The following is a 15488-nucleotide window of genomic DNA, read 5'->3' as shown; positions in this document are numbered from 1 at the left end:
TCGTAGGCAATGTTACTTGTGCTCGTGTTCACTATTGATTTTAACATAATTCCAATAAGCATAGTCGCTCAGCTTGGCCCGCTGGCACATGGCCTGGTAGATTTCAGCATGCAGCTGCTCCTGCGCGGCTTTCTTGCCCAAGGACTGGTCCGGGAAAAATGGACCGTCGATGTAGACGCGGATCTTGGGCCGGCGGCCAATGGCGGGCTTTTGGTAGGTCGTGGTCATGGTAAAGCTGGGGGCCTTCAAGGAAACCGGAAAGTTCAGGCTGGTGGCCGGGAAGGGGCGGATCTTGGTATAGTAGGGCCAAAGATGGGCTTCGGGGTAGATGATGATGGCCGCGTGCTTGTTTTGAAAGGCAGTCTTGACGTCCTTTAAGAGGCGGATGGACTGTTTGACCGTCTTGCCGACGGGCAGGCCGGCGACTGGAATGACGAACTTGCCCAGGATGGGGATGCCCCAGTTGGACTGGGCCGCCAGAGTGTAGAAGCGGTAAGGGTTGACGATGGTCAGGGGATTGAAGGGGTCGCCCAGCATCTGGGTGTGGTTGCCAAAAATAAAGTAGCCTTGGTTTTGCTTTTTAAAAGGGGCCAGCTTTTCCTTGCCGTAGACCCGGATGCCCAAAATCCCCCGGCAGTAGATCCAGGCAAAGCCGGCGGCTAAAGTCCGCGCGACCGCGTTCCAAACCTTAAAGGCCCATCCTGGCCGGAAGACCCGGTAATCGTCTGCCAGCTCCAGGTCCTGGTTGGCGGAGTCGATGACGTCCTCAGTGATGCTCGTGTAGTAGATCTGCTTCTTGGCCAATTTCTTCCTCCCGTTGGCTGCTTAGCCGTTATTTTAGCCTGATCTTATTTCTTCTGGCCAAGGCAGGCAGAAGAAATAAAAAAAGCACTGCTTGCGCAGTGCTTTAGGCGATGGGTCGTCAGGGGATCGAACCCTGGACACCCGGATTAAGAGTCCGGTGCTCTGCCAGCTGAGCTAACGACCCATGTGCTTATCAACAGTTTCTATTATGCCATAAATCCAGATAAAATCAACGTTAATTTTTACAGTAATTGTAATATTTTTTAAAATGGCCGTAAATCAAGTATAATAATCAAGGTGAAGGAGGTACGCGATGCCTAAAAAGATCCTCGTCGTTGATGACGAAAAACCAATTTCAGATATTATCAAGTTTAACTTGAACAAAGAGGGTTTTGACGTTGAAACTGCCTATGACGGTGAAGAAGCCGTCAAGAAGGTCGACGAATACAATCCTGACTTAATGATTTTAGACTTAATGCTCCCCAAGAAAGACGGGCTGGAAGTGGCCCGCGAGGTCCGGCAGACCCACGACATGCCGATTATCATGGTTACCGCCAAGGGCGGGGAAATCGACAAGGTCCTTGGCCTGGAAATGGGGGCGGATGACTACGTTACCAAGCCTTTCTCCAACCGGGAACTAGTAGCCCGCGTCAAGGCCAACCTGCGCCGGCGCGACATCGTCAAGAAGGCGGTTGAAGTCAGCCAAAAGCAAGAACAAGAGAAGCAGAACAACGATATCACCATCGGCAACCTGGTCATCAAGCCGGATGCCTACATCGTTGAAAAGAACGGGGAGAAGATTGAATTGACCCACCGGGAGTTCGAGCTGCTCTATTATCTGGCCCAGCACATGGACCAAGTCATGACCCGGGAGCACCTCCTGCAGACGGTCTGGGGCTATGACTACTTTGGGGACGTGCGGACGGTCGACGTGACGGTCCACCGCCTGCGCGAAAAGATCGAAGACAACCCAGTCAGACCAAAGATCCTGGTTACCCGCCGGGGCGTGGGCTACTTCGTCAAGTCGCAGACAGAAGAATAATCTTGAAGCCACTGGAACCGGTGGCTTTCTTTATGTATAGGAATTATGAAGAAAATTAGGATCAGACTCAAACGCATTTTTAGTTCAATCCAGATGAAGATCACGTTGATCTTCATGCTGCTGCTCCTGGCCACGATCGAAATCATCGGGGCCTATTTCACGCGGCAGATGGAACAGACCAGCATTGAGAACTTCCAGACGACGATTCAGCTGCAGACGATCGTGACCGACCAGCTGACCAACCAATTGGTCAAAAACGGCAAGACGGCCGACCGCAAGATGAATCAGATCATCACTGACTACAACAATGATGCCATCAGCGAGATCCAGGTCATCGACAACAAGAACGTCATCCGGGCCGTGTCCAATTTAAACGACAAGGACCGGGTGGGCCAGCTGTCCAGCAACAGCGACGTGCGGGAAGTCATCAATGTCGGCCAGCCCAAAACCATGGTGATCAACAGCAAAAAGGGCAACTATATGGTCCAGATCGTCCCGCTGACCAGCGGAACCAATATCGTTGGGGCCGTATATGTCCGGGCCAGCATGGCCACCGTCTTTGCCAACCTGCGCAACATCTCTTTGATGTTCCTGACGGCCACGCTTTTGGCCGTTCTGGTGGCGGCCGTGGCCTCGCTCTTTATTTCCCGGGCAATTACCCAGCCAATCGCGGAATTGCGCCAGCAGGCCATGCAGGTGGCCAACGGGGACTACTCAACTCAGGTCAAGATCTACTCAAACGACGAACTTGGCCAGCTGGGCAGCGCCTTCAACACCCTGTCGGCCAGAATCGAGCGGTCCCAGGAGCAGTCTGAATCAGAAAGACGGCGCCTGGACTCGGTTCTGTCCCACATGACTGATGGGGTGATCGCGACCGATCGGCATGGGAACGTCTCGATCATCAACCAGATGGCCCAGGACTTTTTGAACCTGTCAGCCGATGAGGCCATCAACAAGCCGATTTCCCAGGTCCTGGGCCTGGGCGATGACTACACCAGCCAGGACCTGATCTCCAGCCAAAGCGACATGCAGGTCACGGTCAACAAGGGGACGCCAGATGAAATGATCCTGCATGCCAGCTTTACTCTGATCAAGCGGGTGACGGGCTTCGTTTCCGGAGCCGTCTGCGTCCTGCATGACGTGACTGAGCAGATCAAGAACGAAGATGAGCAGCGGCAGTTCGTCTCCAATGTCTCTCACGAGCTGCGGACGCCGCTGACCAGCGTCCGGGCCTACATCGAGGCTTTGAGCGAAGGGGCCTGGAAGGATCCGGAGATTGCCCCGAAGTTCCTGCAGGTCACGCAGGAGGAAACGGAAAGAATGATCCGAATGGTCAACGACCTTCTGGTCCTGTCCAGAATGGACCGGGGGACTACCAAGCCGGACCTGGAATGGGTCAACTTTACCGACTTTGTCTCCCACCTGCTCAACCGCTTTGACATGATCGTGGAACACGACAAGAAGGATCCAAAGACCAACGAAAAGAAATACGAGATCAAGCGTGAGCTCGGCAACCAGGCCTTGTGGATTGAAATCGATACTGACCAGATGATGCGGGTGATCGACAACATCATGAACAACGCCATCAAGTATTCACCAGATGGCGGGACGATTACGGTCAGATTAAAGCAGAACCAGAACTGGGTCCTGTTGAGCATCAGCGACCAGGGCTTGGGGATTCCACGCAAGGACCTGGGCAAGATTTTCGACCGCTTCTACAGAGCGGACAAGGCCCGGTCCCGGGCCCAAGGCGGGACTGGTCTTGGCCTGGCCATTGCCAAAGAGATCGTCACGGCCCACGGCGGGCGGATTTGGGCTGACAGCCGCGAAGGGCACGGTTCAACCTTCTACATTTCCCTGCCTTATGAGCCAATGGATGAGGAGGATGAATGGGATGAAGTTTAAATTCAAGTTTAAATTTGGCGACTTTCTCCTGCACCTGGTTACGACGGTTGTCATTGTCGCGTCCGTCATCCTTTGGGTCATGGTCATGACCAGTGATGAGCGCTTCAGCAAGATCAGCGACGAAACCGCCGCGCAGGATTCGCCGGCGGTCAAGACCCGTTACCGCAGCATGCGGGGCTTTTACGCGCCAAGTCAGGTCTACGTCTATGTTAAAGGCGAGCGCTACCAGGTCCATGACCCCAAGCGCAACCTTTCCTTGAAGTTTGTCCAGAACGTGGAGGATGCCGAACTGGGAACGATTGAAAAAGTCAGCACGGACGCAGCTGCTTACCGCAAGCTGCTGAACAACCAGCACTACCTGAACTTTGCCTACCCGGATCAGGTCAATTTTGCCGTTTTGGTCGGTTCAACCAAGAAGAACGCCAGCCGGAACTTCAACCGGGTCTTTGTCCCCGTGAAGTCTAGCTACCGTTATCTCTACTTTGCCAACGACCAGGGTAACAAAATCTACCGGACCAAGATCAAGAAGGGGAATTTTGCCCAGCTGGTAAAGTATGTGACCGCGGCTAAAGAAAAGGAAAAAGTCAGCTTCCTGCATTTGACCAACCTTTACGTGCCATTTTACGCCAAGCCGCTGAAGATCAAGGAATACAGCTATTTAATCAATTATTCTTCCCGGACCTATTTCGCGGCCAAGCTTTTGGGCAGCGACTACCGCAAGAGCGTCTCCAAGCAGGGCGTCACGACCTACAGCTCAGGCTACTCCCTGCGCCTGCAGGTGCCGCTGAGCGGCAAGCAGAATGACCACCAGTACGTCTACCGGGTCTACCGGAAGATGGGGAGGATGAGCTTTAGCCGGCAATTGCTGGAAAGTGCCTCCTATGTCAAGCGGCTAGGCTTGTCAGAGCAGGATCTGCGCTTCTTTGAGGCTGACGGCCAGCTGGTCAAGTACGTCAACTACATTGAAGGCTACCCAGTCTTCGTCAACGGCAACCAGGTCCAGACCAGCGTGACCTGTGAAAAAGATTTGGTCAGCGTTGGCTTCAACAGCATGAACCTGCAGATCCCGATCCCGTATGATGGACGGGAGACGACTCTGCCAAAGACGGCGGACTTGCTCAAGGAGCTGGACCAGATCGGGATCAAGGAAAGCGAGATCCGCAAGATCGTCATCGGCTATAAAGTCGTCCAGGACAAGAAGCGCGATGATCTGGTAACCTTGGTGCCAACCTACTATATCAAGGTTGCCGGCGAGTGGAACACGCTAAGCGGCTGGCGCGATGCCCGCGTAAACGGTGACGCGCCGCAGGATAATGAAACGCCGTCAAGCAGCTACAGCTACGCAAGCAGCGACGACTCTTCGGCTGAATCAGCGGCTGATAGCTCATCTGCCAGCTCTTCGTCTTCAGAAGCGGCTAAGACGGCATCATCGTCGTCATCATCGGCATCAGCAAGCACCAGCAGCGAATACGAGCAAAAGCCTGACACTGGGGCAGCAGCATCCAGCTCCAGCAGCTCATCTGCCAGCTCCAGCAGTTCCGCGGAAGGGGGAAAATAGATGGACCACCGGAAAATTGAATGGCTGTTTTTGATCCTGTTCTGCCTGGTTGACATATACCTGATTATCGAGCTGTGGCGGCCGCCAATCTCCTTGAGCTCTTCCACCAGTTCCGTAACCAGCAGCAATAACCTGCGCGAGGAGATGCGCTCAGACAACATTACGGTGCCAAAGCTCTCCCGTAAGGCTGATTCCGGCTACTACCTGGCTTCAAGAGAAAAGACCGACTTGAAGGAAGCTGCTGGCAAGATCAGCAGCGACGTACAGGTTGATTACGCCCAAAATGACAAGACCCTGTACGGAACCCTGAAAAAGCCGATCTCTTTGGAACGGATGAGCCTTGAGCAGTTCAAGAATGACAAAAACTACGTGCCTCACGGCAAGGAATTCACCTATGCCAGCTATCTGTCCAGCAATTCCAGCTACGTCTACGTGCAGCACAGCCAATATGGCAATCTTTACTCCAACCTGGGCCAATTGGTCATTACGGTCAAGAACAAGAAGATCACGGGCTACTATGAGACCTACCTGAGCGACCTGACCAGCGTCCGGGAGCTCCAGTCCACGATCAGCCCTTGGCGGGCCGTCAGCAACCTGTACACCAACCGGGAATTGTCTGACAACTCCAAGGTCATGCAGGTCAAGCTGGGCTATACCAGACTGACCAAGGTCCGTGGGAGCGTGATTTTTGTTCCAACCTGGATGGTCTGGATCGAAAACAAGTCAAGCAAGAGCACGACCGTCAAGCGGGTCAACGCCTTCAACGGGCAGCTTTTGCAGACGACCGCGGTTGACGATTAGGCAAAAAGGCAGAAGGCACGCCAAAAATGCCTTAGAATATAAGGCGACTGATTTACGCAGAAAAAGGAAGGAAGAAGCTTAGTGAAGTTCGCAGTATTATCCAGTGGCTCAGCCGGCAATTGCAGCCTGCTGATGACCGGACAGCACAAGATCCTGATGGACGCCGGCTTGTCCGGCAAGAAAACCAAGGAGCTCTTAGCCAAGGTGGGCGTCGACATTATGGATATCGACATGGTCTTTTTGAGCCATGACCATACCGACCACAGCGGAGGAATGGGCGTTTTGATGCGCCGCTACCCCAATTTGGCGGCTTTTTCCAACACGGGCACCTGGAGATACCTGATGGACACCAGCAAGATCGGCAAGCTGCCGGAAGAGCAGATCAACGTCATTGAGCCGGGCCAGACCAAGACCTTTGGCGACTTGGACGTGACTGCCTTTGCTACCAGTCATGATGCCGCGCAGCCCCAGTACTACGTCTTCACCAGCGGCGGCAAGCGGATGGCCTTTTTGACAGACACGGGCTATGTTTCAGAGAAGACTGAAGACGTGATCCGCGATGCTGATGCCTACTTGCTCGAATTCAACTATGACAGCCTGATGCTGCGCGACGGTCCCTACCCGTGGAGCCTTAAGCAGCGGGTGGCTTCTGACGTGGGCCATTTATCCAATGACCAAGCCGGGCAGGCCCTGGCTGACGTGATCACCAGCCGGACCAAGCATGTCTTTTTGGCCCACCGCAGCCAGCAGAACAACATCGACTTCCTGGCCCGGGACACGGCGGAAAAGATCCTCCAGGAGCGGGACGCGGATGTCTCCAGCGACCTGCAGCTGATTGACACGGAGCCGGTTCACCCGACCCGCGTGTTTGATCTGTAGTTAGCGAAAAAGTAGCAAACGTTTAAAACTTTGTATACTATTTGTTCATATTTATTTCAAAAACTTTGGCTATGATGGAGACATCAATAAGGAGTGATAAAAATGACTGAAGAACAGAGAAAACAAAAGAACAAGAAAGACAACGGCTTGCTGGCCAAGGCAGCGATTATTGGGGTCGTGGCCGGCCTGCTCGGCGGCGGGGTTTCCTATGCTGGCTTGAACGCGGCCAACGTGGCCAATAATAATTCAAGCGCTGGCTCGTCGGCGACGACCTCATCATCCACCAGCTCAAACACCGGCGAAACCGGCAGCGTGACCAGCTCAAGCAAGGGCACGACCAGCGTCAACAAGTCGACGACCAGCAGCGGCACGATGACCGCGGCCTATAAGAAGGTGCAAAACGCGGTCGTTTCCGTCTTGAACTACAAATATACGTCAAGCTCATCCAGCAATTCCGACCTGTACAGCATGTTCGGCTACGGGGATGACAGCGACTCATCATCCTCAAGCTCTTCAAAGAAGTCCCTGACCTTGTATTCTGAAGGCTCTGGCGTTATCTACACCACGGCCAGCGGCAAGGGCTACATCGTGACCAACAACCACGTCATTTCAGGCGCGGCTAAGGTCAAGGTGATCTTGGCTTCAGGCAAGACGATCGCCGCGACGGTAGTCGGCAAGGACGCCACCAGTGACTTGGCCGTTTTGTCAATCGACTCCAAGTACGTTACCCAAACGGCCTCATTTGGCGACTCCAGCGCTTTGCAGTCAGGCCAGACGGTAATCGCCGTTGGCTCACCAGAAGGGTCTGAGTACGCCTCTACGGTAACTCAAGGGATCGTTTCCTCGCCTAGCCGGACTTTGACCTACAACGGCAACCAGATGACGGTCATCCAAACAGACGCGGCCATCAACTCCGGCAACTCTGGTGGTCCGTTGGTCAACTCAGACGGTCAGGTCATTGGGATCAACTCAATGAAGCTGTCCAGCTCCACCAGCGGCGACTCAGTTGAAGGCATGGGCTTTGCCATTCCTTCAAATGAAGTCGTGACCATCGTCAACCAGCTGGTCAAGAACGGGAAGATTACCCGGCCGCAGCTGGGCGTGATGGTGGCCGCCTTAGATGAGCTCAACAGCTACTACAAGAAGCAGATGGGCATCTCATCCAGCCTGAAGAAGGGTCTTTACGTTGCTAAGGTAACCAAGGGCGGCGCCGCGGACAAGGCCGGCATGAAGAAGGGCGACGTCATCTTGAAGGCCGACGGCAAGACAGTCAACGACGTGGCAACCCTGCACAACATCTTGTACAACCACAAGGTTGGCGACAAGGTAAGCCTGACGGTTCAGCGCGGCAGCAAGACCATCACGATCACGGTTGCCTTGGAAGCCAGCAAGTAGCAAATAGCTAGAAATAGCCAAATAGATGGCGATAAATAAACATTTAGAGCGAGCAAGAAGCAGATTAAGCTTTTTGCTCGCTCTTTTGTTAACGATACGCCTGGAATATAAAAACAAAGTTCGTCTTTGAATTCTGTCAAGGACAAGATTAAAAGGAGACTTTTCCCCATTTCTGTGGAAAAGACTGTGGATTGTGCAAAAAGTGGGGGCTAATTGGGGTGATTTTCTGTGGATAAGCTGTGAATTGTGTGTAAGTTTCACGCGCTTATTCTATGTTAAAACAGGTGTTCATGGCTTAAGATCGGGGAAAATTGGCGATTGTTTGTGAAAAATCCCCATCCACAAGAGAAATGTGGAATGGTTACACGCTTTTTGCAAAATTTTTTTAATTAGTCAATGGCTTGCGGGAATCTGTGTTTGTTCCACTAAATGTAGGACAAGTCTTTCCACAGGTGTGGACAAGGGCGGTTGATTAACTGTTGATTGTGGGGAGAACTTTTTCCGTGGTAAAATAGAAGCATTATGAATATTAAGATTGTTTGCGTTGGAAAGCTGAAAGAAAAATATTTTAAAGACGGAATCGCTGAATATCAAAAGCGCCTGAGCCGCTTTGCCAAGGTGCAGATCGTGCAGGTGCCAGATGAAAAGGCACCTGAGAGCCTGAGTCCGGCTCAAATGGAAGAGGTCAAGGACAAGGAAGGCGAGCGGATTCTGAGCAAGATCAAGGACAAGGAATACGTCTACGTGCTGGCCATCAAAGGGAAAGAGCGGCCAAGCGAGGAATTTGCCAAGGAAATCAAGGACCTGGGCACCTATGGGCATTCAGACATCACGTTTGTCATCGGGGGCAGCCTGGGCACCAGCAAGGCCGTCAACCAGCGGGCTGACGACCTGCTCAGCTTTGGCAAGCTGACCATGCCCCACCAATTGATGCGGCTGGTCTTGATTGAGCAGATCTACCGGGCCTTCATGATCAACACCGGCAGTCCGTATCACAAGTAAGAAATCAGGGAGGAAAGAAAAATGAAGTGTCCAAAGTGCGGAAGCATGAACAAGGCTGGGGCCAAGTTCTGCAAGAACTGCGGCTCGCCGCTGACCCAGCAAAAGCCCAAGCCGGTCGCCCAAATGACCAGCAGCCGTGCCATGCCCAAAAAGCAGAACAAGCTGGTCTTGGCGTTGGCGCTGCTGGTGGTCCTGCTCGCTGCCTTTTACGGCTGGGGCAGCTTCTATTACAGCAAGGACAAGCAGATTGACCGGATCGTGGTCAAGATGCAGGAGCCAACCAAGGACCTGTCCAAGGACGTCTTTACCAAGACGGCCAGCTTCCAGGTCACCAAGGATAGCGTTGAGCCCTTGCAGAAGTACTACCATGACCACCCAAGCGTGGCCAACGAGCTGGCAAGCAAGTGGAAGAGCGAAAGCGGCGAACAAGCCGGCAAGGACGCGGTCAGCCTGCAAAAGTCCGGCCACTGGCTCTTGTTCCTTCCAAGATACAAGCTGCAGGTTGCGACCTACAAGCCAACGGTTGTAACCAACCATGCCGACGCGAAGATCACGGTTGACGGCCGCAGCACTGGAACCGTCAAGACCAGCGGCAAGCAATATGTTCAACGGCTGGCGCCAGTGATCGCCGGCACGCACGCGTTCGTCATCTCATCCTCGGTGGGCACCAGCAGTGCCAGCGTCAACGTCTTTTCTGACGCGGCCATCGACTTGTCCATCCATACGGCCAGCTTCCAAGTGTCCGCGCCTGACGCGCCAAACGGCAGCATCTACATCAATGGCGAGAAGGTCGGGACTTTGGACGGCGACGGGAACAAGACTTTTATCAACTACCTTTTGACCAAGAACATGAGTCTCTACGTCAAGAAGACGGATGGCAGCAGATCGGAAACGATCAGCGATTTCGGCAGAATCATCAGCCGGGATCCTAAAAAAGCCCGCAGCAATGATGACGAAATCGTGGCCGTCAACGGCAGCTGGGTCTTGAAGCCGGAATGGAACGATGACGATGCTGACGCGGACGCAAGCTCAGCTTCATCCTCAGAAGACAGCAATGATGACCGCGACGAAGATGCTGACTCAAATGACGATGCAGACAGCGAGTCAGATGACGCGGATGAGTCCAATCGCATCGACCAAGATGATCTTCAGGAGGCCGTTGACGGCGCTTGGGGCAATGGCGATGACGATGCCGCGGACTACTATGTTGGAGGCGAAGGCAACAGCTCCTACCAGAGCATCAAGCGGATGCATGATTCCTGGGATAACGCTGATAATATCAGTTCTTATGGGGAGACCGTCACCATCAGCAAAGCTCACAAAAAGGGCGACAATATCGTATGTGACCTGCGCGTTACCCACCACGTCGTTTGGACTAACAAGCCGACAACCAATGTCGTTGATCAATACGTGGGCGCGACGCTTAATGATGACTATAAAATCATTAGTATGGGCCACGGCTCCACGATTTCCAAATAGCCTATGAAACGCGTTTATTGTACGAAATGCGGCAAGGCCAATGATCCAGCCTACGCTTACTGCACCAAATGCGGCGCCCGGCTGGATCATGAGGCCCAGGCGGCCGCGGGAATTCACAATAAGCGGTTGAAGAAGCTGCTTGTCTGCCTGTTTTTGCTGGTCTTGCTGCTTGGCGGATCCTTGGGCTGGGGCTGCTTCTACTACAGCCGGGACCAGCAGGTCACGCGGATGGTCTTGGCCTTGCGCGATCCGCAAAAAGACCTGTCGCCATATATTCACTGCGATGACCCGGAGTTTGACGTCATTCCCAGTACCGTCCGGCCCCTGCAGGTCTACTACCAGCACTATCAAAAGCAGCTAGGCGAATTGAACCTGGAGCTGCGTCAGGCTGGCTACCAGCCGGATCCCCAGGATCTGGTTTCCTTGAAGCAGGAAGGGAAGTATTTTTTCATCTTTCCGCGCTATCAGTTGACTGTAAAGACCCATGACCCAGTCTTTCAGACCAGCTTCGCTCCGTACAGCCTGTTCATTAATGGCTTCAACAGCAAGACGATGGACAAGAAGGCCCAAAAATACGGCGAGCCGCTGATTGAGGGGCGCTATGCCTTTAAAGCTGTTGGCCAGAAGCAGCAGGCTCAAAAGACGGTTGACCTGCTCACTGACGATCCAGTCAAGCTGCCGGCTTCGGCCAAGGAAAGCAGCGGCCAGGAAAAGGCCAGGATCATGGCCCAGAACCGGTCTAACAACACGTCAGACGTGCCAACGGAGACGCTGGGGGTAATGGTTGCCCTCCTGCAGAAAAAGTCGGCAAACTGGCTTAAAGGGAGCTTGAAGCAGGGCCAGCCAATCTACTATGAGCTTGTCCGCTCCGAGAAGATTGCCGGCAAGCCGTTGCTGGGCTACAACGCCTTATTGGCCAAAGACCGGCAAACCGGCCTGCTCTACCGGGTACAGGGCCAGCAGGTGACCTACTTATGGCGCGAAAAGGGCAAGTCGGACCCGCTTAAAACCGTGTCGGTGGCCCGTCTCAAGCACAATTGTTACCGGAACAATGACCAGCGCGGCGAAGTTGACGACTACGTGAGCCAGCTGAAGACCAGCGATTAAGCCGAAAAAAGAGCTAGAATCCATGCGGATTCTAGCTCTTTTGTTTGTTTTGCTTGGGTTGTTTGGATTATTTTTTGCTGCTTAAGCCTTGGCGGCTTTCTTGATGCGGCTGACCAGGAGCAGGGTGACTAAGAAGAAGGCCAGGCCAAAGGCAAAGAGGATCAGCCAAGTCTGCTGCAAGTGGGCGGCAGTAGACTTATAGGCGGCTTCCGGCTTGTGCTTGACCAGCTTGATTACTTCTGGCAAGAGGTGGGAATGTTCCAGCTGGAGCTTGCTTTCCAGGCTGTTAAGGCGGGAAGTGCTCCCTACGGCCTGCATCCCCCACCTGCTGATCATCAAGTAGGAAAACTTGTCAGCCAGGCCACTCATGTCGAAGAACAGGCCTGAGAAGATCAGCTCGAAAATCAGGATGTAAGGAGCCAGGGTGTTGGCCGCGGACTTGTCCTTCACCAGTCCTGAGACCATGAGACCCATCATGTCAGAGGACCACATGATCAAAAAGATGCTGACGAAGAATTCGAACCAGACGGACCCGAAGATGATCCCGCTTTTAGGCAGGTCGTGACCGTAATTGAGCTTGACCAGGGTGTAGCTCAGGGTAATGATCAGACTTTGGACCAAAACCAGGCCAGTTTGCAGGATAGCTCTGGCGCCGGCGTAGCAAAAGGCGTTGGTGCTGCGCAGGTCCAGAACCGTGTCGTGGCGGTCGGAGACGATGGTTTGGATCGAGTTGAACAGGCCGCACCAGATGGCGGCACAGACGATGATGAAGCTGGCCGACTTGGTATCCTCAAAGTTGACGAACATGTTCTTACCGGCGATCCAGACCACGACGGCCATCGTCGCTACGGGAAAGAGCAGGGACAGCAGTACGGTCTTTTTGCGGCCGAACCACATATGGGTGTAAAGATTAAGTTGATTCAGCATTTTAGATTGTTTCCATTTTTCTCCAAAAAAGTCTATTTTTCTTGTTCCAGGTTCTGGTAGATCCGGCTGAAGTTTTCAAGGCCCACGCCAGCTTCATCCGCGACGGCCTCAGGCGTGCCCAGGTAGGCCAGGCGGCCTACGCCGCCGCGCTTTTGCAGGAAGACGACTTTGTCAAAGCAGTCGATCTTTTCAACGTCGTGGACGATGGCCAAAATGGTCTTGCCGTGGTCATGGGCCAGGCGCTGCAGATTTTTGAAGAGGGAATCTTTCATCCCCGGATCCAGGCCGGCGTCCGGCTCATCCAGGAAGAGGACTTCCTTGTCGGCCACCAGCTCGGTTCCGATCATGACCCGGCGCTGCTCGCCGCCAGAGCACTGGCGGATCTGCTTCTTCCGGCAGGCAGTCAGGTCCAGCATCTGCAGGGTCTGGTTGACTCTTTGCTGGTACTCCTTGTGAGACCTGTGCGGCAATTTTGCTTTGACGCTGAAGGACAGATAGTATTCAACCGTCAGGACCTGCCGGTCCTCGCCGATGTTCTGCTGGGGCACGTAGCCGAATTTCTGCCGGATCAAGTCCGCGCCGGTCCGGCTGTTCAGCAGCTCCTCTCCTTGATAGGTGATGCTGCCGTCCACGCCGGCCACGTTCATTCCATTGATGGCCGTGAGCAGGGTGGTCTTGCCGGCTCCTGACGTTCCCAGAATCGCGACCAAAGCCCCAGCTTCCACGTCAAAGCGGATGTCTTTGAGCAGCTGCTTTGGCCCGGCGTACTTTGCCTTGATGTTGACGCAGAGCTGCTTTTGCCTGCCCGCGAGATATTGAGCGTGCTTGTCAGCTGCTTGGCTGGCTGGACTTTTGATTTTGGGCAGATTGTAAAGAAGCTGACCGTTGGTGAAGACCAGCTTGCAGTCGCACAGGGTGATAAAGTCTTTCTCTTGAAGCTTGCGCTTGCCATGCAGGTAGCGGCCGTTGACCTTGGTGCCGGCCGTTGAGCCGCAGTCGGCAATGTAATAATCGCTGCCTTCCTGGGTAATGGTCATGTGCCTGGCTGAGACGTAAGGGCGCTCAAGGACGAAGTCGCACTGACTTGGGTCGCGGCCAAAGACCGTGACCTTGCGGGTGAAGTAGAAGGGCTGCCACTTTTGTCCCAGGGCGTCAGTCGTAAACAGGATCCAGACGCCCCGCCGGTCAGGGTGGGCAAGATTAGCGGTGTCAATCCGCAGGACGTCACCGTTTTGCAGGAAAACGGCCTGCTTGGCGGCAACCTTTTCCCCGTTGTGGTAGGTCCCATTCAGGCTGCCAAGGTCCTGGTAGAACCACTGATCCTTGAGACAGGTGATTTTCCCGTGCTTGCGACTGGCCAAGTGGGACGTTAAGGAGATGTCTGGTTTGGAATCCGGCGTCTGCCGGCCCAGATCCCAGACGTACTTGCTGGTTAAGGAATATTCTCGTGCCTGGCCAGCTTCCAGGACAACCAGGCTGGCGGGCGCAGGCTGGCTGTGAAAAGGCATCGTCTCCATTGTTTCCATTGTTGTTCTTTATTTGCTCCCTTCTTGCTGTTTCGTGTCGTTTTTCGGTTCCCTTGAAATCAGATCAGGCTCATGATGTCTTCAAAATTGCTGATGCCGGCATCGGCAGCAACGGACTTCGGTGTCCCGGAGAAGGCCAGGTCGACCGTGGACACTGGGATCTTCTTGTGACCAAACAGACCGCGCTTGATAATCTGCTGCTGGTGGCGCAAGACCATGACTTGGTCAAAGAAATCGATGCTTTTGGAGTTTGGCACCCCATAATTGATAACTAAGATGGTGAGGTTGAGCTTGTGAGCCACGTCTTCCAGAATCTGGAACAGTTCGGTCTTCATATCGACGCTCAGCTTGTCAATTCCCAAGTCATAGCAGTCGATATAAAGGAAGATCGGCAGCTCGGTCGTCAGAGTCCGGGCAATGGCCAAAAGCACCTGTTCAAGCGGCGTCATGTCAAAGTAGCTTTTGTCTTTGAGATTGGTTAGCCGCAGGAGCTTCAGGAGTTCGGGATCAATGACAGAGCTGGTATTCCGGTTTAAGGTTCCATAGCTGGTTTGCGCGATCCAGGCTTTGGCCGGCTTTCCGCTGCGGTAGATGCTGATCGTGCAACCTGGATCGCCGCGGCCAGCGATGCAGTTGCTGATGACTTGGGAGAAGGTGCTGATGGTTGAGAAGTCGGTCCCAAAGACCACGGCCAGAGCGCCTTCCGCGATTTCCAGATGCAAATTCTCAAAAGTAAGGTTGCCTACTTGCGGGCCATCAATCGCGATTTCCATCAGCTCCCGCTTCTGACTTAAGTAGAGGCCGTGAGCGTCAACGTCTGAGTGGACGGTTCGCGATTGTCCGGCATTTCTGGTGGCCGTCATCGTGTCAGTGGAATAGACTGGCCGCTCAGCTGTTTCAGCGCCGTTTACCGCTTGGGTTTCATAGCTGCCAGCCGTCTGGCTCTCGCCACCGTTTGCTGCTTGGGTTTCATAGCTGCCAACCATCTGGCTCTCGCCACCGTTTACCGCTTGGGTTTCATAGCTGCCAGCCGTCTGTCTCTTGCCACCGTTTGCTGCTTGGG

13 protein-coding genes and 1 tRNA gene are annotated in these 15488 nt (G+C 53.8%); 9 read left to right on the top strand and 5 right to left on the bottom strand.

What is annotated here, in order from left to right:
* Positions 1–12 precede the first annotated feature (12 nt).
* Both OCH80_RS01585 and OCH80_RS01580 read right to left on the bottom strand, forming a co-directional pair.
* Positions 13–804: a lysophospholipid acyltransferase family protein gene (locus OCH80_RS01585; protein ID WP_404537352.1), complete on the bottom strand. Its 792-nt coding sequence runs from the start codon at positions 802–804 to the stop codon at positions 13–15.
* A gap of 111 nt (positions 805–915) precedes the next feature.
* A tRNA-Lys gene (locus tag OCH80_RS01580) sits at positions 916–988 on the bottom strand.
* 129 nt (positions 989–1117) lie between these two features.
* Here OCH80_RS01580 and yycF point away from each other — a divergent pair.
* The 9 genes from yycF to OCH80_RS01535 all read left to right on the top strand — a co-directional run bounded on the left by yycF (position 1118) and on the right by OCH80_RS01535 (position 11972).
* A complete protein-coding gene (gene yycF / locus OCH80_RS01575; protein WP_154548897.1) occupies positions 1118–1846 on the top strand; it encodes a response regulator YycF in 729 nt (242 codons plus the stop codon).
* Between the two features lie 45 nt (positions 1847–1891).
* Complete coding sequence (gene walK, locus OCH80_RS01570) at positions 1892–3751, top strand: cell wall metabolism sensor histidine kinase WalK (RefSeq protein ID WP_206988071.1); 1860 nt, start codon at positions 1892–1894, stop codon at positions 3749–3751.
* Positions 3741–5309, top strand: coding sequence for a two-component system activity regulator YycH (gene yycH, locus OCH80_RS01565; protein ID WP_404537350.1), 1569 nt, complete (start codon positions 3741–3743; stop codon positions 5307–5309). Before walK ends, yycH begins: the two co-directional genes overlap by 11 nt.
* Positions 5310–6110 carry a two-component system regulatory protein YycI gene (locus tag OCH80_RS01560; protein ID WP_404537348.1) on the top strand — a complete coding sequence of 267 codons (801 nt, stop codon included), beginning with the start codon at positions 5310–5312 and terminating at the stop codon, positions 6108–6110.
* Between the two features lie 81 nt (positions 6111–6191).
* Entirely contained in the window at positions 6192–6989 is a 798-nt protein-coding gene (locus OCH80_RS01555; RefSeq protein WP_404537346.1) for an MBL fold metallo-hydrolase, read from the top strand.
* A gap of 102 nt (positions 6990–7091) precedes the next feature.
* On the top strand, positions 7092–8384 hold the full coding sequence (locus OCH80_RS01550) for a S1C family serine protease (RefSeq protein WP_404537344.1): 1293 nt from the start codon (positions 7092–7094) through the stop codon (positions 8382–8384).
* A gap of 522 nt (positions 8385–8906) precedes the next feature.
* Positions 8907–9386 (top strand): 23S rRNA (pseudouridine(1915)-N(3))-methyltransferase RlmH, encoded by a 480-nt coding sequence (gene rlmH / locus OCH80_RS01545; RefSeq protein WP_404537342.1) that lies wholly within the window; start codon positions 8907–8909, stop codon positions 9384–9386.
* 21 nt (positions 9387–9407) lie between these two features.
* A complete protein-coding gene (locus OCH80_RS01540) occupies positions 9408–10865 on the top strand; it encodes a TcaA 3rd/4th domain-containing protein (protein WP_404537340.1) in 1458 nt (485 codons plus the stop codon).
* Positions 10866–10868: 3 nt separating this feature from the next.
* Entirely contained in the window at positions 10869–11972 is a 1104-nt protein-coding gene (locus OCH80_RS01535; RefSeq protein WP_404537338.1) for a zinc-ribbon domain-containing protein, read from the top strand.
* Positions 11973–12053: 81 nt separating this feature from the next.
* Here the strand turns inward: OCH80_RS01535 and OCH80_RS01530 are convergent, their stop codons facing one another.
* The 3 genes from OCH80_RS01530 to OCH80_RS01520 form a co-directional block, all read right to left on the bottom strand.
* Complete coding sequence (locus tag OCH80_RS01530; RefSeq protein WP_404537336.1) at positions 12054–12899, bottom strand: ABC transporter permease; 846 nt, start codon at positions 12897–12899, stop codon at positions 12054–12056.
* A 32-nt stretch (positions 12900–12931) separates the two neighbouring features.
* Positions 12932–14425 (bottom strand): FHA domain-containing protein, encoded by a 1494-nt coding sequence (locus OCH80_RS01525; protein WP_404537335.1) that lies wholly within the window; start codon positions 14423–14425, stop codon positions 12932–12934.
* A 59-nt stretch (positions 14426–14484) separates the two neighbouring features.
* On the bottom strand, positions 14485–15488 hold a 1004-nt coding region (locus tag OCH80_RS01520), incomplete at its 5' end, for a hypothetical protein (RefSeq protein ID WP_404537333.1).

Origin of the sequence: Lactobacillus sp. 23-2 (assembly GCF_044902225.1) — a bacterium.
In the GTDB taxonomy this organism is placed as follows: domain Bacteria; phylum Bacillota; class Bacilli; order Lactobacillales; family Lactobacillaceae; genus Lactobacillus; species Lactobacillus absianus.
This window is presented reverse-complemented; position numbering and strand designations above follow the sequence as displayed.

Bases quoted from the DNA above. Each gene is read 5' to 3' on its own strand.
- yycF (WP_154548897.1), top strand. From the start codon at position 1,118: ATGCCTAAAAAGATCCTCGTCGTTGATGACGAAAAACCAATTTCAGAT.
- walK (WP_206988071.1), top strand. From the start codon at position 1,892: ATGAAGAAAATTAGGATCAGACTCAAACGCATTTTTAGTTCAATCCAG.
- yycH (WP_404537350.1), top strand. From the start codon at position 3,741: ATGAAGTTTAAATTCAAGTTTAAATTTGGCGACTTTCTCCTGCACCTG.
- OCH80_RS01560 (WP_404537348.1), top strand. From the start codon at position 5,310: ATGGACCACCGGAAAATTGAATGGCTGTTTTTGATCCTGTTCTGCCTG.
- OCH80_RS01550 (WP_404537344.1), top strand. From the start codon at position 7,092: ATGACTGAAGAACAGAGAAAACAAAAGAACAAGAAAGACAACGGCTTG.
- rlmH (WP_404537342.1), top strand. From the start codon at position 8,907: ATGAATATTAAGATTGTTTGCGTTGGAAAGCTGAAAGAAAAATATTTT.
- OCH80_RS01540 (WP_404537340.1), top strand. From the start codon at position 9,408: ATGAAGTGTCCAAAGTGCGGAAGCATGAACAAGGCTGGGGCCAAGTTC.
- OCH80_RS01535 (WP_404537338.1), top strand. From the start codon at position 10,869: ATGAAACGCGTTTATTGTACGAAATGCGGCAAGGCCAATGATCCAGCC.
- OCH80_RS01530 (WP_404537336.1), bottom strand. From the start codon at position 12,899: ATGCTGAATCAACTTAATCTTTACACCCATATGTGGTTCGGCCGCAAA.
- OCH80_RS01525 (WP_404537335.1), bottom strand. From the start codon at position 14,425: ATGGAAACAATGGAGACGATGCCTTTTCACAGCCAGCCTGCGCCCGCC.